This window comes from Nostoc sp. S13, from assembly GCF_029379315.1.
Taxonomy (GTDB): domain Bacteria; phylum Cyanobacteriota; class Cyanobacteriia; order Cyanobacteriales; family Nostocaceae; genus Nostoc.
This window is the reverse complement of record NZ_JAQYWQ010000004.1, coordinates 22,122-48,912: the sequence shown is the minus strand read 5'-3', so window position 1 is coordinate 48,912 and position 26,791 is coordinate 22,122. Positions and strand designations below refer to the sequence as shown.

Sequence of the window (26,791 nt, the reverse complement as noted above, 5' to 3'; positions counted from 1 at the left end):
AATGATTTTCTTCTTAGGGGCAATTCATGAATTGCCCCAGAGGGCGTGTAGTTTTGCGTAAGTGCTAAGTTTGTATAATTCATTTTTAGTTTAAAAAGGATCTGCGGTGAAGCCTACAATCAGACTAGCTAATGAAAGTGATGCTTTAAAAATGCTGGCAATCTATGGGCCGATTGTCCGGGAAACTTCAATTTCCTTTGAGATAGAGCCTCCTAGCAAAACGGAATTTGAGGGGCGCATCCAGAATTATCAACAACAGATGCCTTGGCTAGTGTGTGAAGTTAACAGTGAGCTTCTAGGCTATGCCTATGCTACTCCCTACCGGACTCGTGCCGCTTACCAATGGTCTGTAGAATCATCCGTGTACATTAATGTTGAGTATCGCAGAAAAGGAGTTGCCAAAGCTTTGTACACTTCCCTTTTTGCGTTACTGCAACTCCAAGGATATTACAACGTTTTTGCTGCGATCGCTTTACCAAATCCAGCAAGTGTCGCTGTCCATGAGGCTGTCGGTTTTTCCCCTGTAGGTGTATTTCGCAAAGTTGGATATAAATTTAGGAAGTGGCATGATGTCGGCTGGTGGCAACTATCTCTGCAACAAGAGCTACCCCTACCTGTAAATTCACCTCTTTCTTTTCTAGAAGTTCAAAAATCGCCTCTCTGGAATGAAGCTTTAAGAAGTGGACTCTTGCTACTTCGCGTTTAACTTGGTGTTGCCATTAACTACTTAACATTTGTATATAATTTTCCATAAATTTATTTATCTGCAATAGAACCTTCTGATACCAGCCATAGACAGAAAACTTGTCTCATAAACGTGGCTGTATTTGCTACTTGATTCTTAAAGAAGTCTATGATATTATCCGTGCAATTAGCATAATACTGTAACTTGACCAATTTACCGTAGATTAAAATCTGGTCAAGATTATGTGTCATTTGCAAAGTTGCTTAATTAAATTTCTTAGCTACAACTTTCATTTCACTTTCCAGCTAATTGCCAGTAAGGCAAAGGGCACACATCCAATATTTAAGAAACGAAAACATTAAAGAATTACTACTGCATTATGGTAGAAATATCGAGCAAATCTAACTTCAAGCTATTCAATTACTTTCTACTATTCTTAGTAGGTGGAGTATTCACTTTATCCCCGACTTTAGTCAGTTGTAAAGCACCAAGTACACCAGAGCAAGCCGCTAACGCCTCTAATAGCACCAAGACAAAGGTCTTACACATGGGCTATATGACAGCTGGAGACTTACTCAAGATTAAAGGACTGTTAGAAAAACGTTTAACTCCACTGGGTATTTCTGTAGAGTGGTCAAAATTTGCTGCTGGGCCGCAACTTCTGGAAGCGATGAATGTGGGAAGTGTAGATTTCGGCCTTGTTGGTGAAACTCCGCCCATCTTTGCTCAAGCATCTGGCGTTCCTTTTGTTTATGTTGCTAGTAGCAAACCGGGGACTGGTGAGGAAACTGCTGTTGTAGTCGAGAAAGACTCTCCAATCAAGACAATAGCTGACCTCAAAGGCAAAGGACTCGCCTTTCAAAGAGCTACTGCACAGCAGTATTTCGTTCTGAAGGTTCTGGAAGAGGCAGGACTAAAACTTAGCGATATTAAACATATTAACCTCACGCCATTAGAAACTCGTGCAGCATTTGAACGTAAGAGTGTTGATGCGGCTGTAATTGGCGACCCCCACCTTGCTCTATTTCAGAAAACTGGCAGTATTCGGATTATCCGAAATGGTAAGGGGATTAGTACCCAAGGAGCCTACTGGTTAGGCTCGCGCAATTTCGTCAAAAATAATCCTGACATAGTGAAAATCATTTTGGAAGAGGTCAACAACGTCGGCAAATGGGCTGAAGCTAACCCACGTCAAGTAGCTGAATTGATTTCGCCGGAAGCAAAAATTGATGTTCCAACACTAGAACTAGTATCAAAGCGCAGGCATTACACATTAAGACCTCTTAGTGAACAAGTTTTGTCAGGACAGCAGAAGATTGCTGACTTATTCTATGAGCAGAAATTTATCACTAAGAAAATTCATGTAAAAGAAGCGACACTTTCCTCTGAACAATATGCTGCTTTCACCCCTTTAGAAGTTAAGCCTTGAACATTTGCAGTAAACCTTAAACATCAGAAAATTGTTAGCACATTATGGTAGCTAAAAAACGTAACTTTCTAATCTTATTAATGGCTGGAGCATTTACCCTATCCACGACTCTAGTTAGTTGCAAGACACCGAATACACCTGAGAAAGTTGCCATCGCCGCTTCTAGTGGCATCAAGACGAAAGTGTTACGAATAGGGTATTTTACTGCTGCGGATATAACCAGAAATAGACAAGTTTTAGAGAAACGCTTGAATCCACTAGGTATTAATGTACAGTGGGCAAAATTTACCGCCGGGCCGCAACTTCTAGAAGCGATGAATGTGGGTAGTTTGGATGTCGGTGCTGTCGGTGAAACTCCACCCATCTTTGCCCAAGCAACTGGGATTCCTTTTGTTTTTATTGCTAGCACCAAACCAGCTACTGGTGAAGGAACTGCGATCGTAGTACATAAAGACTCCCCAATCAAGACTGTAGCTGATTTAAAAGGTAAGACTCTCGCTTTTCAAAGAGCTACTGCTAATCAATATTTTGTCGTGAAGGCTTTGGAGGAAGTAGGGTTGAAATTGACTGATGTCAAATATCTAAATCTCATATCACCAGAAACTCGTGCAGCGTTTATTCGTAATAGTATTGATGCGGGTGTAATTAGTGATCCCCAACTTGCCGAGTTTCAGAGAACTGTGGGAGTTCGGATTCTCCGCGATGGTAAGGGGCTTACGACCCAAGGAGGTTACTGGTTAGCTGCACGCAGCTTCGTGAAAGAGAACCCGGAACTAGTGAAAATTCTTCTCGAAGAAGTCAACAACGTAGGCAAATGGGCTGAGGCAAATCCACGAGACGTTGCCGAAATAATCGCGCGTGATGCCAAGCTAGATATTCCAACGTTGGAAAAAGTAGTCAAGCGGCGGCATTATACCTTAAGACCTATTAGTGATGAAATTCTGTCAGGACAGCAGAAGATTTCTGACTTGTTCTATGAGCAGAAATTCATCACCAAGAAGATCAATGTTAAGGATGTAGCACTTTCCCCTAAAGAATATACTGCCTTGACCCCACCAGAAATCAAGCCTTAACTTTGGTTATGACGGATGAGAGCATTAAGTTAAAAACTACTTTTAATCAGGTAGCGCTGCTTTATGACCAGGTACGACCACGATATCCAGAGGTGCTTTTTGATGATGTGGTGTCTCTGTCGGGAATACCTCCAGGAGCAAGGATACTAGAGATTGGTTGTGGTACTGGACAGGCAACTGTACCGTTCGCCCGTCGCGGTTATCGCATTCTGTGCGTTGAGCTTGGTGAAAACCTCGCTACAATTGCCCAACAGAACTTGACGGCGTATCCGCAGGTAGAACTGCATATTGGTGCTTTTGAGGACTGGGTAACAGAGAAGAATACATTTAATTTGGTGATTTCAGCAACCGCCTTTCATTGGCTCGACCCAACAATTGCTTATTATAAGACTGCTCAAGCGCTCAACTCTGGGGGAGCGATCGCCCTATTTTGGAATGAACACGTACACAGTGACGCCAGTCAAGGCTTCTTTGAGGTGGTACAGGAGCTATATCGGCACTTAGTTCCTGAGCTAGTTAAGGATGACAAGCCTCTTCCTCGTGAAAACGAGGTGCCAAATAAAACGAGCGAGATTGAGCAAACAAATCTATTCGGCGAAGTGACATATCGCTCTTATCAATGGGATGCAGTATACGATACTACAACCTATATCAACCTCTTAAACACTTACTCTGGTCATAGAAATTTAGATAGCATCACCAGAGAACGTTTTTTTCATAGGATTGCTGAGTTAATTGATACTAAATTTAATGGTCAGATTACTAAAGGTTATTTAACTACCTTATACTTGGCCCATCTATTGTAGTCGTCTTAGGAGTCGTGATGCATAAAGCCCCCGTCATTCATGCGAGGCTTAAGCAATAGCTCCCTTTTGACCCAAGAATCCCCCGTTTTATAAACGGGCGAGTGTCAAACTGGCTGTGATTTGAGTAAATCTGTTTTGGTAACAAATTCACTAAATGTACTTGCAACTTGCTGCGGTAATGCGATGCCTGCGGCGGGCGTTGCCAACGCTGGTGTTTGTACTGGTAACAGAGGAAACAGTAATTCCGCGACTCGATAGGCTTCTTCGAGATGGGGATAACCTGAGAAAACGAAGGTATCAATTCCTAAATCGGCATATTCCAGCATTCGCGCTGCAACTGTCTCTGGATCTCCGACTAAGGCAGTACCAGCACCTCCACGCACTAAGCCAACACCTGCCCATAAGTTAGGGCTAATTTCTAGGTTTTTGCGTTCGCGTAGCGTGCCGGAGGCAACCTTACCATTGTGCAGTTGGGCCATGCGGCGTTGTCCTTCTGATTCCGATTCAGCAAACCGCTGATGTGTAGCAGCGATCGCTTCATCATCCACATACTGAATCAGTTCGTTGGCTGCATCCCAAGCTTTTTGCGTAGTTTCACGCACTATAACGTGCATCCGAATCCCAAAACGCACCGTTCTACCTTGTTCTGCTGCTAATCGGCGTACCTTTGCAATCTTTTGGGCAACTTGATCTGGTGGTTCACCCCAGGTTAAATAGACATCAATGTGTTTGGCAGCAACTTGGAGAGCAGCATCTGAAGAACCACCAAAATATAGAGTGGGATAAGGCTTTTGTACAGGAGGAAATTCGAGTTTTGCGCCCTTAACTTGCAAGTGATGACCATTAAAGGTTACTTCTTCACCTTGCATGAGCGATCGCCAAATTGTCAAAAACTCATCAGTGAGTTCATAACGCTGATCATGATCTAAGAAAATTCCATCTTTAGCAAGTTCTTTTGTGTCGCTACCTGTTACCACGTTCAGAATAATTCGACCGTTAGAAATCTGGTCAAAAGTAGCAGCCATCCTGACTGCCAAGGAAGGCGACATAATTGCCGGACGAAAGGCTACAAGAAACCGCAAGCGTTCCGTAACTGAAATTAACGAAGTCGCTACAATCCAAGTATCCTGTTTTTGTCCAGTACCAATCAACATTCCGCCGTAGCCCAATTTATCAACAGCTTGGGCGATTTGCTGCATATAAGGATAAGTAGCTGGTCGCCTGCCAATTGTAGTACCTAAATAACGCTCGTCTCCCTGTGTAGGCAAATACCAAAAAACTTCCATATTCCTATCTCCTGCCGCTATTTATGACTGATGGTTTCCGGTGTGATGGCTGCATATTGTTCGCTAGTCAGCATCGCTTCCTTAATATTAATGGGTTTAGGAATCACTTTTTCTTTGGCAAACAAATCTGCAATCTTCTGTTGATTTTCCATAATTTGTGGCGTAATTGGTCTTAAGCCGAAAGTTCGCCTTTCAACCATTGTTGTTAAAATATCTTGATCAATTTTGAGCTGAGGAATAAGAAGTTTTACAACTTCTGATCGGTTTTTCTCAGCCCATTGACCTGTGTTATCTATTTCCTCGAGAATTAATCGTACTAATTTCGGATTTTCTGTGGTAAACTTTCGCGCAGCCATGTAATATCCGCCCTGAGTAGCAATGCCACTACCATCTCTCAAAACACGAGCATTTGCCTTTTTTTGAGCTACTGCTAAATAAGGGTCCCAAGTTACCCAGGTATCAATTTTTCTCTGAAGAAATGCATCACGGGCTTCTGAAGGAGGGAGGCTAAGGGCTTGAATATCACTATATCTCAAACCACCCTCTTCTAAGGCTTTTATTAATAAGTAATGGGAAGCAGAACCCTTTTGAAAAACTACTTTTTTACCTTTGAGGTCAGCTAAAGTCCGAATTGGTGAATTATTTTGAACTATAATTGCACTTCCTTTACCAGTGGTGGGTTTATTACTAGCAGCATAGACTAAAGATGTGCCAGCCGCTTGGGCAAAGATCGGGGGAGTTTCGCCTACGGAACCAATATCAACCCTACCGACATTCATCGCTTCCATTAGTTGTGGGCCTGCCGCAAATTGCGCCCATTCGACAGAAACACCTAAAGGCTGTAGACGTTTTTCTATCAATCCTTTAAGTTTGACAATATCCCCAGAACTTTGATATCCCATACGCACAACTTTGGTATTAAAACCAGTGGTTTTATTGTCTGAATTTTGGGTTTCGACTGAACAACTGATTAAGGTTGTTGAGATTGTTAATAATCCAGGTAATAGGAATAATGAAAAACGTTGGAAAATGTTAACTCGTGGCTGTTTGAAGGGAGTAATCATTGATGTGATACTTTATTTTTGATTATTTGGCTAATATTTGATGAAGATGCCTACTGTTCAGTAGAGGCGCACAGATGTGCGCCTCCAACCCCTCGCCTTGGTGTCAGCCTGCCGTTAGGCAAGCAAAGAAGGGGAGGGGACTGGGGGGTTAAGTCTTTGATTACTGAATCGATGCTCTAGTGGTGTATTGCTTCTAACCCCAAGATTTAGACTTTTTGAAGCTGAAGGTTCTTCTGGAACAGTTCTTGAACGTTTTTCCAAGCATCGGCTGATGCTTCGGCATTGTAGCTGGCGCGATGGTTGCAGAAAAAGCCATGTCCGGCTCCAGAATAGCGGAAGATAGCATGGGGAATCTGATTTTTCTTCAATTCAGCCTCAATCTGTTCTGTTTGCTCCAAGGAGATTCCCTGATCATCAAGACCAAAGAAGGCGTAAATAGGGCCTTTAATATCGGGAGTGCGGGTGATGGTTGGTTGTCCACCGCCGGGAGTTGAGTTGGGAATACCGCCACCATAGAAGGAAGCTGTAACTTTAATATCTGGTAAAGTCGCAGCTAAATAAACGACGTGACCACCAAAGCAGAAACCAATAGAGCCGATCGCATCTCTTTGCACATTTGGTAAGGTTTTTAAATAAGCGATCGCAGCCTTAATATCACTTAATATTTCATCTGCTGTTGTCTGCTCCTTATACCCTCTTCCTTGCTGTATATATTCAGGAGTGTATCCACCCTCAAAACCAGGGGCGGTGCGTTGAAATAAAGTTGGAGCGATCGCCACATACCCGTCTTTGGCGAACTTCTCAGTAACTTCCCGAATGTGAATGTTGACACCAAAAATTTCCTGAATCACAATAACGGCTGGGAATGTTCCTTCTTTTGCTGGTTCAGCTAAATAAGCATCAATTTGCAAATCTCCGTTAGGGACTTTAACTTGAGCGGTGCGAATTTCTGTGTTTGTCATCTTGGGGATTAACCTGCAATTGCTTTCAGAACGCGATGTTTTATGGTAAGTTTTGTACAATACTACTTAAACTATACCGATTTACCGTAGTTTAAAGAGTAGTATTTCACAAAGAATCGGCAAAGGCAAGTCCTTTGATTTAGAGATGTAGATGAATATAAGACCATACCAAGAATCTGATGCTGAATCAGTCAGTGCTTTGTGGGATGAGGTGTTTCCAAATAACCCGTCGCACAGCAGCCCCAAATTGGTAATCAGTCAGAAGCTTGCTGTACAACCTGAGTTGTTTTTTATTACTGAGATTAACTCTGTAATTATAGGCACTATAATGGCGGGATATGACGGGCATCGCGGTTGGCTATACACAGTTGCGGTCAGTCCTCAGTATCAACGACAGGGTATTGGTAGCAAACTAGTCCAACACGCAGAGAAGGTATTGATCGCGATGGGATGCCTCAAAATCAATCTCCAAGTTCGTGTCTCCAACGCCGAAGTAGTTGAGTTTTATAGAAAACTTGGGTATCTCGTCGAAGAACGCATCAGTATGGGAAAGCTTGTCGGATAAGTTTTTGGTGAGTTGAAACAGAAAAACTTTATAAATATGCCAGTATTACTGCAAAAGGTCATTGTACTTTTGCTAAATTTAACCCAAACTAGGAGAAAAATTTATGAAGCTTGATGCAGTTCATCATATTCAAGTAACCTATGCTTTTCAAGTAGAGGAAGCAATGCTGTTTTTCTACAGTAAAGTTTTGGGACTGACAGAAATTCCCAGACCTGAAGTGAGCAAAAACGATTCAGGAGCGTGGTACAAGTTGGGAAACATTGAATTGCACATTAGTACAGAGAAAAACACCAATAACCAAGCATCTAGACGACATTATTGCTTCCAAGTCGATAACTTGAACGCCTTTGAAGAACACCTAAGAAAGCATGGGGTAGAAATTATTCCTGATCAGCGACCAATCCCAGGATGTGTGCGGTTTTTCCTCCGCGATCCCGGTGGGAATCGAATAGAGATCGCAGAATTCGTCAAGAGTAATTTTGCCCAGCTACAAACAGAGGAGTTGCTATTACAAAGACATTCAGGAACGGTGTCTTAAGCACCAAGATGACTAGAAGTCGCACGCCCGTTGGTACTCTATTTTAAACCTTCTGGCGAGCGTATACAAAAGCTTAATTTTCTGCTAGTAGTCTGCGTACTCAAACTAATTAATTATGTGGATTGAATGTGCAACATCTGAACATCAGAATGCCTTTAATGACTGGGGTAAATTTGACCGCCTGGAAACAAAAACATGCCGTCCTATTATTGACGGTCAAAGAATTACCATAAGTGATAAAGTGATAATTTTTGCTTTCCTCATCGATGGATTAGAAGAACCTATAGGGAGATTTAGATATTTTGATATTAACCCACGGAATCGCTCGGCAGAATTTGGATATACCATCAACCCAAAATGGCGAAACCAGGGTATAGGAACAAAAATGTTGATTACTGCTATTGATTACCTATTAACAACAACAGAACTTAACAAATTATATTGTCAGACTGCTGCTTTCAACATTGCCTCAGTTAAACTACTTGAGAAGCTAGGTTTTCATAGAGATGGAATTTTGCGAGAACATCACGAATTAGACGGTAAACTATGGGATGATTACATTTACAGTATCTTACGGACTGAGTGCGAAACTAGCAAATTATTTAAGAAACATAGGAGTGAAAATGACGTAGGTGTAATTCATGAATCTTGCCTACCAAGGATTTTGCGTAACGCATAATTAATCTCTGGAAATATCTAATAATTAACTAAGTTAAATTATCAAATCTAAAATTCAAATAACTAGTTAAACTTAAAAAGGGTTAAATGTAGGGTGCGTTAAACTACGTTAAGGCACTCTACGCAAATCTTATATAGCAATCCGATTTGATTTATGAAAAAATCTAAGTATATGTAGGGTGTGTTATCGCGTAGCGTAACGCACCTGGAATCAGAGGTGGTGCGTTAGCCTTTGGCGTAACGCACCCTATGTATATTTCAAAAATCAAATATCAGTTCTATATTTAATTAAGTTGACTTACTGATAATATTCGCAAGTGTCACAGTAAAGGTAGAAATGTTTTCTGAAGCGGCGTACACATCTGTGCCCTCACCAATGGTCAGATTGATTTAGAGGAAAATAACTTATGTCTGATTTAATTAACAAACAAATCATCCTCAAAAGTCGCCCAGTCGGCGAACCAAAAGAGAGTGATTTTGCTCTCGTAGAAACACCAACTCCCGAACCAGGTGAAGGCGAAATTCTTAGCCGCACCATTTATCTATCTCTCGATCCTTATGTGCGTGGTCGTATTAGTGTGGGTAAGTCTTATGCTGCACCAGTAGAATTGAGTTCAGTTATTGTCGGTGGTACAGTTAGCCAAGTAATTAAATCAAATCATCCTCAATTTCAAGTAGGAGATTTTATTCTTAGCAGTAACGGTTGGCAAACTTATGCTGTATCTAAGGGTGAGACACTGCGTAAACTTGATCCCACTCAGGCACCTTTATCCTATAGTCTAGGTGTACTGGGTATGCCTGGTCTGACTGCTTATGCTGCTCTGCTTGATGTTGGTCAACCAAAAGAAGGTGAAACTGTTGTGGTTTCAGCCGGTTCTGGTGCTGTTGGTGCAGTAGCAGGTCAAATTGCCAAAATTAAAGGTGCGCGAGTAGTGGGAATTGTCGGGAGTGACGATAAGCGGGACTATATAGTTAAAGAATTAGGTTTTGATGTTGGCATTAACCGCAAAACTCAAGAACTTGATTCAGCGCTCAAAGCAGCTGCTCCTAATGGCATTGATGTTTACTATGACAATACAGCAGGTGTGATTTTAGAAGCTGTGTTGCAGCATATCAACCTTGGGGCAAGAATTCCACTAGTAGGTTTGATTTCGGAGTATAACGCCACATCTACTCCACCAGGGCCTAATTTAAGACCACTGCTAGTCAAGCGGGCTTTGATTAAAGGTTTTCTAGTTAGTGATTACCAACATCGGTTTAATGATTTTTTGCATGATGTTTCTGGATGGTTGCAGTCTGGTAAACTCAAGTATAAAGAAGATGTAGTTGATGGTTTAGAAAACGCTCCTAGTGCATTCATTGGTTTACTTCGAGGTGACAACTTTGGCAAGCTGATTGTTAAGGTCAATGATGATCCAACAGCAGCTTAATCGGTTAGTAAGCTGGGTATCTGCTACATTGACACAAATCATCAGTCCGAAAATTGCCAGGTTATTAACTAGAAACTAGAGAATTTATCTATTACTTTTTTACTTTTTACTTCTGGTTGAAATCACTAAAACGATGCCTTCTCTGTGGCATCTCGCCCGCCCGTAGCCAAAGGCGGGCAGGACTTCGGCGTGGGCGCTACTTCTCTACGAGAGGCTGCGCCAACGACAAGGCTCAGTACAACTCAGTCGAACGCTGCCCACCCCACAATAAGTAGGGTACGGCAAGGCTTCTCTACGAGAGGCTACGCCAACGCGGTTAAATAAAATAGCCCTCCAAATGGGCAATAATCTTAGCACATTACTGGATAGAAGGGAGCAAATTGTTGAAAGTCAGCGTCAGGAGTAAATAATTTAACTAAAGTTTGAGGTGTAACTAGATGCACAATGCTTTTAGGAGTAAGCTGCCACTACTGCTGACATTCTGCTTATTTACTAGCTTTTTCCCTGCCTCTGGTTCAGTTTTATGTCCAGCCGTTGCCTCTGACGAATACTATAAAATAGCCAGAAATTATGGCAGAAATGGACGCACAGGAACCGATGGGCGTGAGGGTAGAGATGGTGGCAGTGGTGAAAACCAAAATATTTTTGTCAATGGTTCACCCGTTAATCTTGACTTGTCCGGTAAAGATGGTGAAGACGGGGAAGACGGGCGAGATGGCGATAAACCTGACTGTGGTTCCCAACGTGATAACGTCAACCATGACATAAATGCACCAAATGGTGGTAACGGTGGGAAAGGAGGAAATGGGGGAAATGCTGGTTCCCCGATAGTGTATTACAGCAATTTGGCAGACTTACGGAACATTTCCGTGCGGGCAACTGCTGGGGAAGGTGGGCGCGGCGGTAGAGGTGGCAACGGTACGGAGGGTTGTAACTGTCAAAGACGGAGTTGGGAAGTGAAAACCTGTAAGGGAACTCCTGGTAGCCCGGATTATAAGTGTACTGACAAGGTTTATAGATGTAGCGATGGCAGCGATGGGACAGATGGCAGCGATGGAAAGGATGGTAGCCAAGGGCGCTTAGGAACTTTGAGTATTGTGAATAGCAAGGAACCTTTGGCAGCTGATACTCCAACTGTGAAACTAGCAATTTCGGAACTGACAAACAAACAGTTCAACCTCTCGAAGAATAAGTGGAATCTTCGTAAAGGGGCAACTTCTCTACTTGCACCTGGTTCTGCAATCGCTGATGATTATCGAGAGTTTGAACAGCGTCTAGAAGAGGCTTTTCAAATAGTTTGGCAAGAAAGACAACCCATTACCAGCTTTGGCAATCAAGTTGTAACACTAAATTTAAATGATAACAAACAAGTAGAAGCTACTTTTGCTGAAGACTTATGGGTTGAGGGTAACACCCAAAGTCAGACTAACTTGACAACATTTACCGTTAACCATGCCATTCCTAAAAAAGATGTCACCCGGTTAGCTGTCGCAGAGTTTGCTGATGCCGGACAAAACCTCAACTTAAAAATAGTTGATTTAGCAGCAAAGTCAGATACTCTTAATACTCAGTTTCGCGTTAAATTCCGCGCCCAGGATAGCTTGCGCGGTTTTTCGGACTACAAAACTGAATATGAAGGAGATATTCCCAACGAACTTGTGACTCGTGACTACAACCGTTTTACTCTCGCTTTGGGTAAGCTCAAAATTCCTGATGAAGCTTTACATCCTGGTGTCAACGTTGATATTGAAGTCGTAGCAACTCGTTCTTTGGGAATACGTTCTGCAAAGCAAACTATTAGCTGGCAGGGTGCAATCCGCAAGCCGAGATAAAATTTAGGAGGATTTTTTCCCATCTGAAACCATTTGCGAGAGAATATAGGCTGCGAAATCTAGTAACTGATCTAGCAAAAAGCCAATGATACCAATGTAGAGGATCACCTGGATTATGTAATCGGTATTGCCAGCTTTATAAGCATCCCAGAGGGTAAACCCAAGTCCTTTTGGCCCTGTTAACATTTCTGTGGCAATAACTATAAACCAGGCTACCCAAATACTAACTTTCAAGGCATGAAATATATGAAATATAGCTACTCGAAAGTTATTGTTCTGTCTCTGAAAATGTCGCATACCTATTGCCGTATTAATGATCATCGTCCAGAGAGTTCCTAGAAAAACGACTACAATAGCAGCCGATTGACTCTCTTGAAATGCGATTAGGGCAATAGGTAGCAAAGCGATAGGAGGGATACTATGTGGTATCTGAAATATCAGCCTAAATAGCTGATAAATCATGCTATTCATGCCAATTAAATATCCGATGAAACTACCCAATACAGCGGCTGGAATGTAACCAACAAATAACCGTTGTAGGCTAGCTAAAATGTCTAAAAACATATTGTTTTCTCTGCCTCAGTTCTCATGTAAAATATCTGGGAAATACTGCGGCAACAACACCAAAGAGGAAATAGAAAAGTGAATTTAATTCCACATCGTCTTTGATTACTATAAAATTTATTATATCTTCTCCTCCTTAACGGTTAATCAAAAAAACTTAGGTATTATTACGATGTGTTAGTACTAGTACAAAGAAGAGGTAAAACTTGGCTTTACTAAACTTTATCAGATAAATAAATCCTAATTAGCAAATTAAATACAATTTCCATAATTTAGTTGATTGATGATTGTATTGATACCAATTCTTTATGAAGCTGCACAAAATCAAGCTTGGTCAGACTTGGGGCTTCAGCAAATTGCTCTGGAGCAACTTCATAGGTAATCGGTATAAATAAAAATATTTAAAATTTTTAATATTCAATAAATAGGAAAATTTGTTCTTAGCAATACAAAATATTTTTAAAATAGGAAGTATCACAGGAATTTGTTAAGCAAAAATAAAATTACTTTAGGGTAGCCAGTGCGTTGCCCGAATTCTAAGCTGAACGCTAGAGCGTCCACGATTCACACCCTTGATGACACTAATTTGACACAGTGATAAATAAAAAATCACTTGACAAAAACAGTGCAAAGGAACTTATAGGAAGCAGGGCAACTATTTAGCTGAACACCGACCAGGGAGTGATGGTAAACTAGGCGATCGCTGTATAAAACAGGTATCAACTGTTTTACTGACATTCGTTTAAGCGCCCAAAATTACCTGAGATAATCGGCGTACTCCTTCCTCAATTTGCTGCTCATTTAATTCAGCGTAACCCAAAACAAATTCACTACCAGGGCTATTATCTAAGTAATAGGGATAGGCTGCGCTAATACCTAACCCAATCTGTGCAGCATCCTGGACTATTACTTCATCACTCATATCTGTATCTATTTTAACCATCAGATGCATTCCAGCGTTATCTCCCAAAATCTGGACTCTATCGCCGAACTGGGAAATTAGAGACTGCACCAAAATTTGCCGTCTTTGTTCGTAAAGCGATCGCATTTGTCGGATATGACGTTCTAGATGTCCTTCGCTAATAAAATCTGTAAGGGCGTGTTGTTCTAATAAACTACACTGACGATCTGTTAACCATTTAGCACGGGTAAATATATGCACTAAATTATCTGGCAATACTAAATAACCTAGACGCAAAGCTGGAAAGAGTACCTTGGAAAATGTGCCGATATAAATAACTGAATTGCCCTGATCTAATCCTTGTAAGGCTGGGATAGGTTGACCACTATAACGGTATTCGCTATCATAGTCATCTTCAATAATTATCGCTCCTGATTGCTGCGCCCAATTTAATAATTTTAACCTGCGCTTTAAAGATAGCACCGCCCCTGTAGGAAATTGATGAGAGGGAGTGACGTAAATAAGTTTAATGTTCGAGGTTGTTGTCAGGTTAGTAACCTCTAAACCTGATTTATCTACAGATATAGGAAATAAACAAGCTCCTTGGGACAAAAAAGCTCGTTGCGCTCCTAAATAACCTGGTTCTTCCACAGCAATCAAGTCACCTATGTCAATTAGCAGGCGTGCGATTAAGTCAAGTCCTTGCTGGGAACCACCAATAATGATGATTTGCTCAGGAGTACATTTTACTGCTCTGGAACGAGAAAGATAAGAAGCGATCGCCTGCCGTAGTGGTTGATATCCCATTGAGTCATTAGCATAATCAAGCACACTTGGGTGACAACGGCAATGGCGAGATAGCAGTTTGCGCCACAAGTCTATGGGGAACTTATCAAATGCTGGCCGTCCGTAGGTAAAGTTGATCTGCAATTCTAATTCTGGTAAGCGTAAGAATGCTTTATTATTCAAATTCTTGCCATAGGCTGATAGTGTTATTGATGAATTAGTGCCTGAAGAAGTTGACTCAATCGGTGCAGTATTAAGCAGATCGTCAGGAAGTTGATCACAAACGAAAGTACCCGATCCCAGAGTTGTTTCTAAATAGCCTTCACTCACCAGCTGCTCATAACTTTGGCTAACAGTGGCGCGGGAAATACCGAGGGATTGAGCAAGCGCTCGTGTTGAAGGTAACTTTTGTCCTGGTGTTAATCTCCCTGAAAGAATCTGAAGTCGTATTTCCTGATAAACTTGGCGATGCAGTGGTATATCTGCTTGTGAGTTGATAGGGATCACAAAGTCCATAGGTAAAAGTGGACTGGTAGTTTAGTAAAAAAGTGGCACTTGTATTATGCCACTTTCAGAATTACTCTGGCGATGTAGAGTTAAAATTCCAATCATGAGTCAACAAGAGTCTCCTAGCCAAAGAACAACTATCAAACGCATACCTCAAAGAGGAAGCTATGAGTCTGATATTATCTATCAAATTTTGGATGAAGGATTAGTTTGTCATGTGGGTTTTGTCGCTGACGGACAGCCTTTTGTGATCCCCACAGCTTATGGACGAATTGACGATACCTTATATATTCATGGCTCACCTGCTAGTCGGATGCTACGCTTCCTCCAGCAAGGTATTGATGTCTGCGTGAGTGTGACTTTAATTGATGGTTTGGTACTGGCGCGATCGGCTTTTCATCATTCAATGAATTACCGCTCGGTGGTAGTATTTGGTACGGCTACGCTTGTACAGGATTCAAAGCAAAAATTAGCTGCTCTGAAAGCATTTACAGAATATGTTATTCCTGGACGTTGGCAACAAGTGCGATCTCCTAGTCGCAGTGAATTAGCTGGAACGCTAGTGCTATCTCTACCTCTAGTTGAAGCTTCAGCTAAAGTTCGCACGGGTGGGCCTAATGATGATATATCTGATTATGAACTACCAGTATGGGCTGGAGAAATTCCCTTGCAATTGAATGTGGCAAAACCCATTGCTGATTCAGGTTTGCATCCCCAAATTGACGTACCTGCATATATCAGCAACTATATTAGACCAAAAGCCACACTATAGTCTCAAACAACACAAGGAAAAGCTTGGTGGTATTTATGTTGTCCGCTTTTGGGCCGCCTGATAATATCCCCAAGCGGAGGAAATTCAACCAACAAGCCAGATAGTATCAACAATAATTGAGTCTCCGCAGGCATCGCAATAAACGGTATCATTGATCTATCTGCTTTCTGGGCAATCGTCAGGATTTTTATTCATACTTTTTATTTCTAACGGTACAAGACAAAAAACTAGAAATAGTGCAATTTAAGAGTAGTGTAAATATCAGAAATTATGGACGCTGCCAAACGCCTTGCTACTCTAAATCGCATCCGCAAACTCAGCCGTTTGATGGATACATCTATACGCATCCCTCTAACAGGTTTTCACATTGGAATAGACCCAATCATTGGTTTAGTTCCAGGTGCTGGTGATTTAATCAGTACAGCGTTTTCAGCTTACATCATATTTTTAGCTACCCGCTTCGGCATCCCCCGCCAAGATTTAGCCAAAATGATTTTTAATGTTGGTTTAGAAACAGTCGTGGGTACTGTGCCTTTTGTAGGTGATTTGTTTGATGCTTTCTATAAGTCCAATATTCGGAATTTGGCAATTTTAGAGCAACATTTGACAGTGGTTGAACCAGAACTCAAAAAAGTTTCTGATCAACTTTACTCTCCTAAGTTTAGCCAAGTTTAAGTATTGGACTATGGACAAAAAGGAGTGATCCTGTTCCAAGTCAGGTCAGCGAATCAGCCACTAGTTCACCGGAATCCAAACGTAACCATTGGCCTTCGACCTCATTCGTAATTGGTAGATTCAGCCAGAGTCCTCCATTTTGCCGTCTCTTGCTCTACGTAAGCGTTCTTCTCAGCAATCCCTTGGAGCGTGTCTGTACCCAGAGGCAACCGCAAGGGCGGTTCGTCGGTGTTGACCAGATGTAGGATGGCTTGGGCAAGCTTAACCGGGTCTCTTGGTTGCTGATGATTACGTCCTGTGGCAACATCGCGTATTTTGCCGACGGTCTGGGCATAATCAGAGATTTGCGTTAGGGTCTGGCGAAGCGAACTGCTATCTAAAAAGTCGGTGCGGAAGTATCCTGGCTCGACCACCGTTACGTGAATGCCCAACGGTGTGAACTCGCCATAAAGAGCTTCGCTAATGCCTTCGACTGCAAATTTAGTCGAGCAGTAAATTTTTCAGCAAGCCCTAATTAACCACTCCCAATTTTTCCTCTAAAAATTTTTTAAGGTGAGGCGTAGGTGCAGCCCATCGTAGACATCGCTCTAGAAGTGCAACTTTTCCTTTCAGAATATCGAAACGGCATTACTGACCGAGGAGTAATTTAGCCTAGTTTGTGCCTATTCCTCTTGCCATTAGGGACTTCCAGAAAATAAATTATCCAATTTACTCAGAATAATATTTTTCTTTCTCCCCCTGCGCCCTGCCCGCTGCCTACACACCGATAGAATATTTTTTTAGTTGGAAGTCCCTTATTGCTGCCAATAACGGAATCAAGCCAAAAAGTGACCAATAATTCAGATTTCCATTGACTACAAACCCACAATGATTAGCAGGGGTTGCTACTGCATTCCCTGGTGTATTCCAGCTTTGACTCGGAAGAATTGGCTGGCATTGGCTTTATTGTGACTTTTGTTTTAAAGTTTGATGGTTACAGATGAACATAGGAATAATCGAGTCTTATAATAGCGGATTTTTAGACGTTGTACCAGAGGGTGAAGACAGCGACTATTGGCAGATTGCAGCTATACATATCAATGGCCAAGCCTACTGCCCTACCCCTCGGCTTTATCGTTCAGAAAAAGTGGCATTAGCAAAAGCTGCACAAATTTATGATTGGCTAGCTGCTCACCAAGGAGAAATTATTAATCAAGTTTGCAACTGCTCTGAATTGAAACTCATCCTATGGCAACAACCAAAAGTATCTTAGTTGAGCTGCGTAGGTACTTGCTTTCGGCAATACATAGTACTTTTGTATTGATGAGTGAGAGTAAGCTTATAGTCCCTGCCTCAAGTGCTACGGCGTACACACAAGCTGAACGCCAACGCTTGGAAAGCAGATACTCAATGCGATCGCACTGAAATTTACTCAACTTCTAGGATTCTGGTACTTAACAGGTTTGGGCTTAGGAATTGGCTTAGAAATTGGGGTAGTGTTTGTAGTCAGTGTCAAGTCTTCAACTGCTTGGGCAATTGCCTGTACTTGCATTGGTGTTAAACAATCAGGAGAAGTATTTATCATCTGTAGCAGTGCAGGGATACCTTGCAAAACCGGAACTGAGCAATCATTCGCTCCTATCCATTTAGCAATTGGGAAAACTACTGGAGCCGCAACAAACCCATTCGGAAGGTTAGGTATTAATGAAGTAATCCAATGACTAAACATTTTTTGATGGTAAATACTTTGAGAAGTCGGACTATTCTCAACTGCTACCCAGTTGTTACCTTCACGCCGTTTCCATTTATCTTTGTAAGCGCTAAATGAACCTTTCCAGGTTTTGACCTCTACTAAAAAAACACCACCCTCACCGATAATTAGATGGTCAATTTCCGTTAGAGAGCCTGAGTTAGTAGGGATTAAGGCATTATTAAATATTACCCACGTATCAGGGAAAGATTGCAAAAGTAATGATACTCCCCATTCCCCCATATTACCTTTGAATTTATTTGTGGCTTGGTTAACTTCAAACATCAATGAACCTAGCCCACCCAAAAAGCCATCACCTAATGTTTGATGAATTTCTTGATGTTTAGTAGATTTTTTGGTGTCGATTTTTTGTTGGAATACTGCCCTAAGTGAGGGTGATTGTTGAAGAGTTCTCATAAAATTTTGGTAACATTTCTCAGTAACCGCCATTTTTAGGGTTCCCAGAATTGGAGGGCAATCACTCTCTCCAATGGCGATCAAGACCCCCAAGCCAAGCAGTTATTTACCAAATTCCTTGATGTCAAGCATTTTTGGGTAGTAGTAGCCGACACATTATAACCAAGGGCGTAGGCATAGCCCGCCGCAGGCATCGCTTCCTCGGTCTAATCTTTAACAAAGTATGTTGAGTTTAATTCCCCTGCCTCTTGTGGCAGCAGGAATTGAACGCCTAATTAAAATCCCCGTCACAAAACGTAATTGCGAATTGGTTTAACTCACTTGAATTTTATAGTTACTTTCTGCCTCGTTCTTGCATTTCTTGCCGGCGCATGGGCATGGCGTCAATTTGCTCAAAAATTGCTGTCGCTTGGACTGGTGCAGTGTCACTCCGTTTAACACCACCATCTTTGCCCACCAAAATGATCCGAAAATTTTCTTTGTCAACTCCAAAGCGATCGCGCAACTTGGCAGCAGAAGACTCATCTATTAACTGTCCGTTGGCATAGCTTTTATTTGTTGCCAAAACTTGAACGAGAACTAAATCCCGGTCTGCAAAACCGCTTTTTTGCTGCAATAGCTGCATCTGTTGCTGATAATTATGGTTATCAACAGACGGTGCAAAGACTAGTAGCACGCGATTTTTCCATTTTTGGGAACTGAGATTAAATGAAGACATTTTGATGGCATGGGTTGAACCTTGGACAGTACCAGCAATGCTGACTGGCGATAGAACTATAGACGCGGTGAGGGTCAGGGCGATTAATACTGAGTTATTCACTTTGAGGGTTGTTAGCAACATTCCATGATCTCAAACTATCATTAATTTTCCCTGTCTGACTCTATCGGGTGATGGTGATTGAATAAGTGTGATACCTACCCTATAGAGTAATGGCACTAATAGCGCTAATATAGCGCTTTTCACTTAAGTGCAATACAGACCTAACCTCCAACCCCTTACGCCAGGTGCTTCAAGTCGGCAAAGCCGACGGCAGTTGCTTCTCCCAAGGGGAGACGCTACGCGAACAAGCCGGGAAACCCGTCCAACGCACTGCCTCCCCAACGCACTGGCTCCCCTACAAGGGAAGGGGAGTAAGATTCAAAGCCTCTCTCCTTTTAGGAGAGAGGTTTGGAGAGAGGTCAAACTGTGTTGCATCCAAGCAAAAACCGCTATATATGCCTGCGGCGGTTCCCGCCGCTCTGACTTTTCGCAGCAACGGGCTACGCCAACGCCTAAACTTTAATCAATAAGCATAGCTTAATGCGATTAGCTTCGACTTTATTGAGAATAAGATTTTCCAACTGGCTTTTACCCGTGCCTTTGCGATTATTTCCCTAGATTCCGCTTCATTTGTTCTAACTCATCCTGAGTTTCCCAGTTATGGAACTTCTCTTCTAAGTCATCAAACCCATCAGAATAACTCCTAGTTTTATTTGACCAGCCATTGGTTTCTAAATGCTGCTGAGTTTGCGCTTTAGCACGGGCTGTCTGTGCTTCGGCTGCTTTGGCTTGCACCTCCTGTCGGCGCTGCTGAATTTTTCGCAGTAGTTCCTGAGATTGGTTAATGCGTTCTTTCAGCCCTTGCATCTGTCCCCAGCGCTGATTTCCTTCGCGCAACAGGGCTGCTTCTCGCTCACTTGCAGGAGTCGCTAAATCCTCTCTGCCAGCGTTTTTGGCTTTTTGAACACGGATATGCCAACGCTGAATTTCTTGAGCAATGGAGAGAATTTCTTCTTGCGATCGCTTCTCTTGTAATTGTAAATCTGCGATCAGCTTTAATGTATCTTCTTCTTGCTCACGCAGCTGTTCTAGCAGCGCCTCTAACTCCAAATGTGGATTGTTACGCAAGAATTCTTCTAAACGATTTTCTAGAAACCGACTCAAATCATCAAATAAGCCCACTGCTAGAACTCCAGAGATCGGGTGCGTGACTATTTTATTGTAATAATTATCATCGTGGGCAGAAATCTAAATTTTAGCAAAACAGAATAAAGGCGCCAGAATTCAGAATTAAATTCTGTTGACAATCCTTCATGAGTCGGATTTTTACATCCAGTGAAAAGTCAGGTGAACTTCTGGATGTTAGTTAGATTTCAAAGTTGGGAAGAATGTATTTGGTGGAATTACGCAAGCAATACTGACTTACAAGATGAGGCTTTAAGAAAGCATGAGTTCTGATTTTCAACCGCCGCCTAAGAGCTTGTCCATACTAGCTTCTGTAGGAGGAATAATTACAGCTGTGATTGCGATCGCAATTTTAAATGTTTGGTCTAAGCAACTTTCCAAAATTTCTCTAAAAAAACCGGAAATATCAACATCCGAAACTGCTTCACGGCAGTTGCTACAACCAAAGAAACCCCAAGGCCCTATCTCTGGTGCTAAAAAAGCTGAAATAGTTGCCAGCCTTGATGCGAAATCTGTAGTTTTGCCAGGTCAATCCATTCCTAAGAACCAACTAATAGTAGCGATAACTCCATACATTGCTCCTGGAGTTGGAAAACTGACCCCAGAGGAAACCATAACTGCCAATCAGGCTTGGTCATACTTCCAGCGCAACTGGAACGATGAAACTGGCTTAGTCAATTCCGTTGATGGCTTTGCCTCCGTAAGTATGTGGGATCAGACAGCAGCGATCGCAGCTTTGGTCAGTGCTAGAGAACTCAATATCGTGCCTGCGGCTGAATTTGAAGCCAAAATGAGCAAAATGTTGAAAACACTGGCATCTATGCCTTTATACAAAGGTGAATTACCCAACAAGGTCTACAATGCAAAAACTCTCATACCTGTTAATTATGGTCAACTAGCAAAACGCGAAGAAATTGGTTGGTCAGCCATCGATTTGGGAAGGATGGCAATCTGGCTAAAAATTGTCGGGACAAAGTATCCACAAATGCGACTAGAAACAGCAGCAGTTTGGAAACATTGGCAAGTCAAGCGTCTGACTAAAAATGGCCAAATGTACGGTACTGCCGTTATCAAAGGTAAAGAACAGTATAACCAAGAAGGTCGCTTGGGTTATGAGAATTATGCTGCCTATGGTCTGAAGCTTTGGGGCTTGGATGTTAAGCAAGCCTTGGATTATCAGTCCGATACTGCCTTTGTTGATCTTTACGGAGAGGGAGTTCCTTACGATCGCCGCGACTATAAAAACTCTGGAGCTAATAACTACGTTCTTAGCGAACCCTATATTTTAGATGGCATCGAAACTGGGTTTCAAGCTTTGCCTAAAGCCTATGCTGATCGGATTTTAGCTGCTCAAGTAGCGCGTTATCAAGCTACAAAACAATTAACCGCCGTTACCGAAGATAACTTAGATCGCCCTCCATACTTTGTTTACAGCAGCTTGTTTGTCAACGGAGAACCTTGGGCAACCATCACAGATACCCAACAACAGCACAACGATTTACGATTCCTCAGTGCCAAAGCTGCGATCGGCTGGCATGTACTTTATAACACTGCTTATACCCGCCAGTTATTTGATTTTGTCCAAGGCAACCTCAAGTCAAAAGATGGCTGGTACAACGGTTTTTATGAATCCCTGCGTCAACCAAATAAAACTCTCACCGCCAATAATAATGGCGTGATTTTAGAAAGCTTGCTGTATAAGCAAGTTGGACAGCCGCTCACCATTTGGGCAGGAGTCGGGAGCCAGAAATCAACCCAGAGGGCTATCAGAACACCGCAAGTTATAGCTAAGATTCTCAGGCAATGAAAAAACTGGTTTTGCATAATTGAAGCATGAATTCGAGCGATGCCTTCTTTAGGTTCGCGCAGCGTGTCGCAGACAGACCAAGGCGTAGCTTCATTACTCGATCTATAAAAACCACGCGGGAGCATCTCAATGAGTGTAAAAAGCCTTGTAAAACCTCACCCCAACCCTCTTTTTAGCAAGGAGAAGGAGCAAGAATCTGGTTTCTCATCTGGTATATTTGCAAAACTCAGATGCTCCCGACCACGCTTTATTCTCTTGCGACTAAATGTATGCTTCACGTCTTTTTTGTAAACAAGTATTTTATCTAGATTCAAAAAACTTGCTTTAGACGTGTAACGCTCTTCAGTAATAATTACCTTTCTTCCAACAAGTTCCGCTTTATTGTATCTAAGAAGCTGGGAATATTGTTGTTCACGAATGATTTAAATAGAGTTAACCTATTGCTCCTGTATCTGGAGGGCAATTGTGTCCAATATCAATCCCAAATTTCATCGAGTTGATTTCCTTTTTATCGCTTGAGAGATAAGTGTTGTCTAATTACATCGTATTAATTGTTAGCCCAAATGCGTAAGTATAGTCCGTAGTAGACATCGCTCTGTCGGTGAGAAAAAGTGAGTATTTACGGTAAATAAAGCTAAATTTTGGACAATTATCTTATAAATCGTGAAATACCACGAATTCTAACCAATATAAGCATAAAATCAAGTGGATGGTAAAGAATTAGAAGCCATTAATGAATTTTCATACCTAAAGAGGGTTCACATAAATAAATTTTAATGTTAATGTTACAATTTATGTTGATTATAGTTGCACGAAAGTCGCTATCTGGAAACCTACATCTTGTACATATCTGGCTTAAGCAAGATAACTTTAGATAAAAAACAAAAGTTAATTTGCTAATTGATGTAATCCTCAAGCCTTACCAATATGAAACGACCTAACTATTTTCAAAATAATTCCAAAAACTCTTTAATAGAAAAGTATCACCTTTACAAAGGCGAAAAGTTGAACTGGCTTCAAGTAACTCTTCGGCTTGAAAGGTCAATTATTTCTCTGATTTTTCCTTGGGTACTTTTTTGTACTGCCTATGGAGTTTTAATATCATTTTTATATCATTTGGGATTCCCAATAGCATTTTCAAATCCCAGTAGTATTGTTACTAATGCTGTTTTAAGTTTTAATATTGGTTTTACATTACTATTAGTTTTTCGGACGAATACAGCCCATGATAGATTTTGGGAAGGTCGTCAACTCTGGGGATCGTTAGTTAATACATCTCGGAACTTAACTAGGGGAATTTGGATCATAATTAAAGAGAAGACACCGCAAGATAGACTACAAAAAGAGGCAATAGTTCGGTTAGTAACTGCTTTTGCATTTGCAATGAAGTTACATCTAAGATCAGCACCTTTAGACACTCAGTTAGCATCCTTAATGTCTGAAGAACAATATTTACAACTCCAAAATACTAATCATCCTGCGCTACAAATTGCTTACTGGATAGGAGATTATTTGCAGGATCAGCATGACCATAATTGTCTAAATGTCTATCAACTGACGACTCTACATAACTGCGTAGATGATTTAGTAGATATTTTAGGTGGTTGCGAACGCATTTTAAAAACGCCACTGCCTTTGATATATACTATAAAACTTAGACAACTGTTATTAATTTTTTGTCTGATATTACCTTTGGAAATTGTGAGCTTTTTGCATTGGTGGACTGGTATAGTAATGGCTTTTGTAAGTTTTACATTATTAAGTATTGAACAAATTGGCTCAGAAATCGAAGAACCTTTTGGATTTGATCCCAATGACTTACCTTTAAATGCGATTTGCAATACAATCTCAAACAATGTTGAAGAATTAATCAGACTTGCTTCTAACGGTGTTCGTTCTTCCTAAATCTGTAAACAAGTTTTACCAGAACTTCTCACTCATGCAAACCGATCCAAAACCAGGAACACTTTACGTTGTCGGCACACCAATTGGCAACCTGGAAGATATGACCTTTCGGGCGGTGCGAATTTTGCAGACTGTTGATATCATTGCGGCAGAAGACACGCGTCACACAGGGAAACTGCTACAGCATTTTCAAGTTAAGACACCCCAGGTGAGTTACCACGAACATAATCGTACTAGCCGCATCCCAGAATTATTAGAGCATTTAGTTAACGATAAAGCGATCGCTCTGGTGAGCGATGCTGGAATGCCAGGAATTTCCGATCCTGGATATGAACTGGTGAAAGCTTGTATTGAAGCGGGAATTACCGTAGTTCCCATTCCTGGCGCAAGTGCAGCAATTACTGCATTGAGTGCAGCCGGACTACCAACGGATCGGTTTGTCTTTGAAGGCTTTCTCCCATCTAAAAGTCAACAGAGACAACAACATTTAGAATCTCTGCAAACAGAATCTCGCACATTGATTTTCTATGAATCGCCCCACCGCTTGCGAGATACTTTGCAAGATTTAGCAGAAGTTTGGGGAAGCGATCGCCAAATTGTGCTAGCACGAGAGTTAACTAAATTGTATGAGGAATTTTGGCGGGGGACAATTGCCGAGGCGATCGCTCACTACAGTCAACGAGAACCCCAAGGTGAATATACATTAGTAGTGGCGGGAATTGCACCCAGTCAGCCCCAACTCACAGAAGAGGAATTGAAAGCTGAATTAAAACAGTTAATTACTCAGGGGATATCGCGATCGCAAGCTAGCCGTCAGTTAGCAAAATTTACTTTCCTTCCCCGTCGCCAACTCTATCAACTAGCTCTTTCTATAGTCCTCACTCCTGAGTCTTGAACCACTACTACCTACCGAAGCAGAATTTTCAGCATCTGGAATTTCTCTTGTGGTATATTTCCAATCTTTCTGCCAAGCAAGGCATAACTGACGAAAACGATCGCCCCGCACCTCAAAATTCGGGTACTGGTCGAAACTCGCACAAGCCGGAGATAGTAACACCACAGGCGCTTGATACTGCTTGGCTAATTCTGCCGATTTGGGGACTGCCCTTTCCATCGTTTCCACAATATGGTAAGAATAATACCCCACCTCTTGGAGACGTTTGGCAAATGCGGGTGCAGCAGAGCCAATCAATAACACAGCAGCAGCTTGGGAGTGAATTTTTGCTAGCCAACCAGTATCATCGCCTGCTTTGGCTTCTCCACCAGCAATTAAAATCGCTGGACTTTTTACAGATGCTAAACCAACTTCGGCAGCATCATAATTGGTAGCTTTGCTGTCGTTAATGAAATCAATACCTTCCCAAGTGCAGATATGCTCCAAACGATGAGCAACACCGGGGAATTCAAGAATAGCACGCGCGATCGCATCACGATTAATTCCCGCTAATCGTGCCGTTGCTACTGCCATCAACAGATTTTGTTGGTTATGTTCTCCCACCATCCGCAAAGTAGATACTTTCACAATCGGTTCTGGTGCAGAGGTTGCAGTCAATTTTTCCACAACCCAGTCGTCTTCGATGTAAAAGCCTTTTTCACTAATCAGGAAATCTTTTCCTTTCACACTTGTCCAATAAGCATCAGGCCAAGCACTTAAACCTAGCTTGCTCAAGTAGGCATCATCGCCATTGAATACTTGCAATTCCGACTGACGTAATAACTTGGCTTTAATGTTGTAATAGTTCTCTAAAGTCTGATGGCGACTGAGATGATCCGGCGTGAAAGTCGTCCAAACACCGATACGTGGTGCAAGAGAACTCGAAGATTCTACTTGATAGCTGCTAACTTCGGCAATCACCCAATCAATACAATTTTGGATTTTAGATCGCACCTTTGGTGCGCTTCCAGCGCAACTTGGATTTTGGATTAGAGTTTCTGTCCCTCTTCCCTGAGATAAAGCAACATCACAAGCGGCGTAGCCAATATTACCGCAGGCGGGTGCATTTAATTCTGCTGCTTGGAAAATGGCAGCAATTAAAGCTGTGGTAGTAGTTTTGCCGTTAGTGCCAGTAATTCCTACCCAAGGTAGCGAACGCAAATTTCGCCAAGCGAGTTCCATTTCCCCAATGGTTTCAATACCTAATTGGCGTGCCTCAACTAATACCGGAATATCCCAAGGCACGCCAGGACTAACAACTATTAATTGGGGTAAATTAGCACCATTCAATTCTAGGGATTGGCCTAGTTTTACGGTTATTTGTTCAGCAGCGAGTTCTTGTTGTTGTTGTAGGAGGGTTTCGGAGGTGTTGCCATCACTCAGCTCTACCTCCCAACCTTCCCGTTTCAACAATCTCGCCGCAGCAACACCGGACTTTCCTAATCCAATAACAGAAGCTCTAGGCATAGATTGCAGCAGAGTGTCCCTGGTTAAGCACTCC

25 protein-coding genes are annotated in these 26,791 nt (G+C 41.9%); 15 read left to right on the top strand and 10 right to left on the bottom strand.

The features are described 5' to 3' along the window. Positions 1 to 106 precede the first annotated feature (106 nt). From PUQ00_RS02185 to PUQ00_RS02170, 4 genes are all read left to right on the top strand, one after another. Positions 107 to 706: an arsinothricin resistance N-acetyltransferase ArsN1 family B gene (locus PUQ00_RS02185; RefSeq protein ID WP_300412713.1), complete on the top strand. Its 600-nt coding sequence runs from the start codon at positions 107 to 109 to the stop codon at positions 704 to 706. A 358-nt stretch (positions 707 to 1,064) separates the two neighbouring features. Beyond that, positions 1,065 to 2,114 carry an aliphatic sulfonate ABC transporter substrate-binding protein gene (locus tag PUQ00_RS02180; RefSeq protein ID WP_300412711.1) on the top strand — a complete coding sequence of 350 codons (1,050 nt, stop codon included), beginning with the start codon at positions 1,065 to 1,067 and terminating at the stop codon, positions 2,112 to 2,114. A 44-nt stretch (positions 2,115 to 2,158) separates the two neighbouring features. After that, the gene (locus PUQ00_RS02175) at positions 2,159 to 3,187 is read left to right on the top strand and encodes an aliphatic sulfonate ABC transporter substrate-binding protein (RefSeq protein WP_300412709.1); all 1,029 of its coding nucleotides are present in this window, start codon (positions 2,159 to 2,161) and stop codon (positions 3,185 to 3,187) included. 8 nt (positions 3,188 to 3,195) lie between these two features. Then, positions 3,196 to 3,993: a class I SAM-dependent methyltransferase gene (locus PUQ00_RS02170; protein ID WP_300412707.1), complete on the top strand. Its 798-nt coding sequence runs from the start codon at positions 3,196 to 3,198 to the stop codon at positions 3,991 to 3,993. Positions 3,994 to 4,097: 104 nt separating this feature from the next. Here PUQ00_RS02170 and ssuD read toward each other — a convergent pair whose 3' ends face one another. The 3 genes from ssuD to PUQ00_RS02155 all read right to left on the bottom strand — a co-directional run bounded on the left by ssuD (position 4,098) and on the right by PUQ00_RS02155 (position 7,305). Continuing rightward, positions 4,098 to 5,279 carry an FMNH2-dependent alkanesulfonate monooxygenase gene (gene ssuD, locus PUQ00_RS02165; RefSeq protein ID WP_300412705.1) on the bottom strand — a complete coding sequence of 394 codons (1,182 nt, stop codon included), beginning with the start codon at positions 5,277 to 5,279 and terminating at the stop codon, positions 4,098 to 4,100. 17 nt (positions 5,280 to 5,296) lie between these two features. Then, the gene (locus tag PUQ00_RS02160; protein ID WP_300412703.1) at positions 5,297 to 6,343 is read right to left on the bottom strand and encodes a sulfonate ABC transporter substrate-binding protein; all 1,047 of its coding nucleotides are present in this window, start codon (positions 6,341 to 6,343) and stop codon (positions 5,297 to 5,299) included. A gap of 206 nt (positions 6,344 to 6,549) precedes the next feature. Then, positions 6,550 to 7,305: a dienelactone hydrolase family protein gene (locus PUQ00_RS02155; protein ID WP_300412701.1), complete on the bottom strand. Its 756-nt coding sequence runs from the start codon at positions 7,303 to 7,305 to the stop codon at positions 6,550 to 6,552. A 151-nt stretch (positions 7,306 to 7,456) separates the two neighbouring features. Here PUQ00_RS02155 and PUQ00_RS02150 point away from each other — a divergent pair, with 151 nt between their 5' ends. The 5 genes from PUQ00_RS02150 (at position 7,457) to PUQ00_RS02130 (ending at position 12,348) form a co-directional block, all read left to right on the top strand. After that, positions 7,457 to 7,870: a GNAT family acetyltransferase gene (locus PUQ00_RS02150; RefSeq protein WP_300412699.1), complete on the top strand. Its 414-nt coding sequence runs from the start codon at positions 7,457 to 7,459 to the stop codon at positions 7,868 to 7,870. 103 nt (positions 7,871 to 7,973) lie between these two features. Continuing rightward, positions 7,974 to 8,408: a VOC family protein gene (locus PUQ00_RS02145; RefSeq protein ID WP_300412697.1), complete on the top strand. Its 435-nt coding sequence runs from the start codon at positions 7,974 to 7,976 to the stop codon at positions 8,406 to 8,408. A 115-nt stretch (positions 8,409 to 8,523) separates the two neighbouring features. After that, complete coding sequence (locus tag PUQ00_RS02140; protein WP_300412695.1) at positions 8,524 to 9,087, top strand: GNAT family protein; 564 nt, start codon at positions 8,524 to 8,526, stop codon at positions 9,085 to 9,087. A 406-nt stretch (positions 9,088 to 9,493) separates the two neighbouring features. Further along, positions 9,494 to 10,516, top strand: a complete 1,023-nt coding sequence (locus tag PUQ00_RS02135) for an NADP-dependent oxidoreductase (RefSeq protein ID WP_300412693.1) — start codon at positions 9,494 to 9,496, stop codon at positions 10,514 to 10,516. Positions 10,517 to 10,953: 437 nt separating this feature from the next. Then, positions 10,954 to 12,348 carry a collagen-like protein gene (locus tag PUQ00_RS02130; protein WP_300412691.1) on the top strand — a complete coding sequence of 465 codons (1,395 nt, stop codon included), beginning with the start codon at positions 10,954 to 10,956 and terminating at the stop codon, positions 12,346 to 12,348. 3 nt (positions 12,349 to 12,351) lie between these two features. Here PUQ00_RS02130 and PUQ00_RS02125 read toward each other — a convergent pair whose 3' ends face one another. Then, a complete protein-coding gene (locus PUQ00_RS02125) occupies positions 12,352 to 12,912 on the bottom strand; it encodes a nitrate transporter (protein WP_300412689.1) in 561 nt (186 codons plus the stop codon). Between the two features lie 742 nt (positions 12,913 to 13,654). Then, positions 13,655 to 15,115, bottom strand: coding sequence for a PLP-dependent aminotransferase family protein (locus PUQ00_RS02120; protein WP_300412687.1), 1,461 nt, complete (start codon positions 15,113 to 15,115; stop codon positions 13,655 to 13,657). Positions 15,116 to 15,209: 94 nt separating this feature from the next. On the opposite strand from PUQ00_RS02120, the gene PUQ00_RS02115 reads away from it, so the two are divergent. Both PUQ00_RS02115 and PUQ00_RS02110 read left to right on the top strand, forming a co-directional pair. Beyond that, complete coding sequence (locus tag PUQ00_RS02115) at positions 15,210 to 15,878, top strand: pyridoxamine 5'-phosphate oxidase family protein (protein ID WP_300412685.1); 669 nt, start codon at positions 15,210 to 15,212, stop codon at positions 15,876 to 15,878. A 270-nt stretch (positions 15,879 to 16,148) separates the two neighbouring features. Beyond that, the gene (locus PUQ00_RS02110; protein WP_300412683.1) at positions 16,149 to 16,553 is read left to right on the top strand and encodes a DUF4112 domain-containing protein; all 405 of its coding nucleotides are present in this window, start codon (positions 16,149 to 16,151) and stop codon (positions 16,551 to 16,553) included. Positions 16,554 to 16,654: 101 nt separating this feature from the next. On the opposite strand, the gene PUQ00_RS02105 is transcribed toward PUQ00_RS02110, so the two are convergent. After that, positions 16,655 to 17,050, bottom strand: a complete 396-nt coding sequence (locus PUQ00_RS02105; protein ID WP_300412866.1) for an SDR family NAD(P)-dependent oxidoreductase — start codon at positions 17,048 to 17,050, stop codon at positions 16,655 to 16,657. Positions 17,051 to 17,532: 482 nt separating this feature from the next. On the opposite strand from PUQ00_RS02105, the gene PUQ00_RS02100 reads away from it, so the two are divergent. After that, positions 17,533 to 17,805, top strand: coding sequence for a hypothetical protein (locus PUQ00_RS02100; RefSeq protein WP_300412681.1), 273 nt, complete (start codon positions 17,533 to 17,535; stop codon positions 17,803 to 17,805). A gap of 159 nt (positions 17,806 to 17,964) precedes the next feature. On the opposite strand, the gene PUQ00_RS02095 is transcribed toward PUQ00_RS02100, so the two are convergent. From PUQ00_RS02095 to PUQ00_RS02085, 3 genes are all read right to left on the bottom strand, one after another. Beyond that, a complete protein-coding gene (locus tag PUQ00_RS02095; RefSeq protein WP_300412679.1) occupies positions 17,965 to 18,699 on the bottom strand; it encodes a nuclease-related domain-containing protein in 735 nt (244 codons plus the stop codon). Positions 18,700 to 19,033: 334 nt separating this feature from the next. Continuing rightward, on the bottom strand, positions 19,034 to 19,540 hold the full coding sequence (locus PUQ00_RS02090) for a DUF4174 domain-containing protein (RefSeq protein ID WP_300412677.1): 507 nt from the start codon (positions 19,538 to 19,540) through the stop codon (positions 19,034 to 19,036). A 525-nt stretch (positions 19,541 to 20,065) separates the two neighbouring features. Further along, entirely contained in the window at positions 20,066 to 20,641 is a 576-nt protein-coding gene (locus tag PUQ00_RS02085; protein WP_300412675.1) for a TIGR04376 family protein, read from the bottom strand. A 265-nt stretch (positions 20,642 to 20,906) separates the two neighbouring features. Between PUQ00_RS02085 and PUQ00_RS02080 the strand changes: the two genes are divergently transcribed. The 3 genes from PUQ00_RS02080 to rsmI all read left to right on the top strand — a co-directional run bounded on the left by PUQ00_RS02080 (position 20,907) and on the right by rsmI (position 25,251). Beyond that, positions 20,907 to 22,451 (top strand): DUF3131 domain-containing protein, encoded by a 1,545-nt coding sequence (locus PUQ00_RS02080; RefSeq protein WP_300412673.1) that lies wholly within the window; start codon positions 20,907 to 20,909, stop codon positions 22,449 to 22,451. Between the two features lie 927 nt (positions 22,452 to 23,378). Further along, positions 23,379 to 24,356, top strand: coding sequence for a bestrophin family ion channel (locus tag PUQ00_RS02075; protein WP_300412671.1), 978 nt, complete (start codon positions 23,379 to 23,381; stop codon positions 24,354 to 24,356). A gap of 34 nt (positions 24,357 to 24,390) precedes the next feature. Then, positions 24,391 to 25,251: a 16S rRNA (cytidine(1402)-2'-O)-methyltransferase gene (rsmI, locus tag PUQ00_RS02070; protein ID WP_300412669.1), complete on the top strand. Its 861-nt coding sequence runs from the start codon at positions 24,391 to 24,393 to the stop codon at positions 25,249 to 25,251. On the opposite strand, the gene murD is transcribed toward rsmI, so the two are convergent. Further along, the gene (murD, locus tag PUQ00_RS02065) at positions 25,216 to 26,757 is read right to left on the bottom strand and encodes a UDP-N-acetylmuramoyl-L-alanine--D-glutamate ligase (RefSeq protein WP_300412667.1); all 1,542 of its coding nucleotides are present in this window, start codon (positions 26,755 to 26,757) and stop codon (positions 25,216 to 25,218) included. The two genes, rsmI and murD, sit on opposite strands and share 36 nt — an antisense overlap. Positions 26,758 to 26,791 lie beyond the last annotated feature (34 nt).